The following is a 2,530-nucleotide window of genomic DNA, read 5'->3' as shown; positions in this document are numbered from 1 at the left end:
GATCGCGTTCAGCAAGCGGCTTATGCTTTGATTGATGAATCGCAGAAACAGGTTGTTCATCTTCAAATCGGTGGCAATTTGCTCGAAAAAACTTCACCAGAGCAACGATCCGATCGGTTGTTTGAAATCATCGATCATCTCAATCAAGGACTTAAGCTAATCACTGCTCGTTCAGAACGAGCTGAAATTGCCAGATTGAATTTAATGGCAGGTCAAAAAGCAAAGGCAGCAACGGCTTATGAAGCAGCTTTTAAGTATTTCACTACAGGGCTTAAACTCCTCAATTCAGAGAGTTGGCTCACTGAGTATGACCTTACCTTAGCGCTGTACTCAGAAGCAGCAGAAGCGGCGTATCTCCAGGGTTGCTTTGATGAGATGGAACAGTTGGTAGAAGTGGTACTCTCTCGTGCCAAAACAGTGGTTGACAAAGTGCAAGTTTACGATAGCAGCATTCAAAGATATTTGTCACAGGGCAACCTGAAAGAAGCACTCAAAATTGGCTTGGAAGTGTTGAAGCTCCTGGGAGTGATTTTACCAGAAAATCCAAGTGAGTTAGATGTTCGAGGCGGATTGGAGTCAACGGCGGCACTACTTGCCCAACGAGAAATCGAAGACTTGATTAATTTACCAGAAATGACTGCACCAGAACCACTGGCAGCAATGTCAATCCTAGCGAATATAGGGTCTACTGCATTCATAGTATCACCAGCACTGTGGATACTGATTAGGTTCAAAACGGTAAATTTATCAATCAACTACGGTAATACTATCTGGTCACCAGTGTTTTATGCTGCTTACGGATTTGTTCTATGTGGAGTTGTTCAAGACTTTGAACTCGGCTATAAATTTGGTCAATTGGCTCTTACCTTGGCAGAACGATTAAATACTAAAAAAGGCAGGGCTAGAGCATTACAGTTATTTAGTGGCCAGATTATGCAATGGAAAGTACATCTTAAGGAGACAATACCACTGTTGGTTGAGGCTTATCAGGAAGGAGTGGAAACCGGAGACTTTGAATCTGCTGGTTATGCTGCATATTACTTGTGCCATAACTCGTTTTTCGTCGGTGAGTCACTCACCCAACTGGAACAGAAAACGGCAACATACAGCAAAGCGGTTGATCGAATCAGACGGGAAAGCCCCTCGACTTGGATTGCAATGGTGTGGCAGACCATTCTTAATTTGTTAGATAGGTCTCTTAATCCCAGTCGCTTAGTTGGTCGGGTGTATAATGAAGAGGAGGCGTTATCACACGCTATTGCAGTTAAAGATGGAACTGCAATTCAAATGCTATATCTGCACAAAGTTATACTGTTTTATCTATTTGAAGAATATCATCAAGCTGTACAGACTGCTATTTTGGCAAGGCGACATTTTGAAGAAGCGTCGGCAATAAAGGTTTTACCTGTATTCTGTTTCTATAATTCTTTGGCGCTTTTGAGCCTATTGCTCGATGCTTCAAACTCTGAAAAAGTAGCTTGGCTAAACTGTGTTAACACCAACCAAGAAAAAATGCAGAAATGGGCGAGTCATACCCCAATGAATTATCTCCATAAATTTTATTTAGTCGAAGCAGAGAAAGCGCGAGTCTCAGGGCAATTCTTTGAGGCTGAAGAGTTTTATGAACGAGCGATCGCAGGTGCTGCTGAAAATGAGTATATCCAGGAAGAAGCATTAGCTTATGAATTAGCGGCTAAACATTATCTAGCGCGAGGTCGGTCAAAAATTGCTCAAACCTACATGAAAGAGGCGCACTATTGCTATGAACGTTGGGGAGCAGCTGCTAAAGTTAAAGACTTAGAAAAACGCTATCCACAGTTCTTTCCTCAATCGTCTAGAGCTGCTTCTGCATCAATTCCTGGTACTGCTGGAACTATCTCTAATCCATTCCATACCGCTTTCGATTTAGCAGCAGTGATGAAAGCTTCACAGGCGATTTCTCGTGAAATTGAACTGAAGCAATTGCTGCGATCGCTGATGCAAATTTTAATTGAGAATGCTGGCGCACAAACCGGATATCTGATTTTAGAAAACTCAGGAGAATGGTCGATTGAAGCGGCTTGTGAACTCAATACCGATAAGAATGCTTGTGCGGCTCAGGTGTTACAGTCTATTCCAATCGCCGATCAATTGCCAGAATCAATCATTCAATATGTAATTCGGACTCTGAAGCCTGTCACCTTAAATGATGCGACTCGTGAAGGTGCTTTTATTAATGAGCCATACATTCAACAGAACCAGCCTCAGTCTATTTTCTGTTTGCCGCTGCTGAATCAAGCCAAACTGGTCGGTGTATTGTATTTAGAAAATCGGTTAGCAACTGGAGTATTTACACCAGAGCGATCGCAGGTCTTGGAGCTATTATCGACTCAAGCAGCGATCGCCATCGAAAATGCCAACCTTTACTCAGAACTGCGGGCTAAGGAAAGCAAGATCACCCAGTTCCTCGAAGCGATTCCGGTGGGAATTGCGATCGTGGATGCGGCGGGTCGCCCTTACTATACCAACCAATGCGGCAATCAACTCAGGG

1 protein-coding gene is annotated in these 2,530 nt (G+C 43.2%); it reads left to right on the top strand.

Annotated elements, in window-relative coordinates:
- A partial coding sequence (locus H6G97_RS49730; protein ID WP_190947608.1) for an ATP-binding protein occupies positions 1-2,530 on the top strand: 2,530 nt, incomplete at both ends.

This window comes from Nostoc flagelliforme FACHB-838 (assembly GCF_014698065.1).
Lineage (GTDB): Bacteria > Cyanobacteriota > Cyanobacteriia > Cyanobacteriales > Nostocaceae > Nostoc > Nostoc flagelliforme_B.
This window is presented reverse-complemented; position numbering and strand designations above follow the sequence as displayed.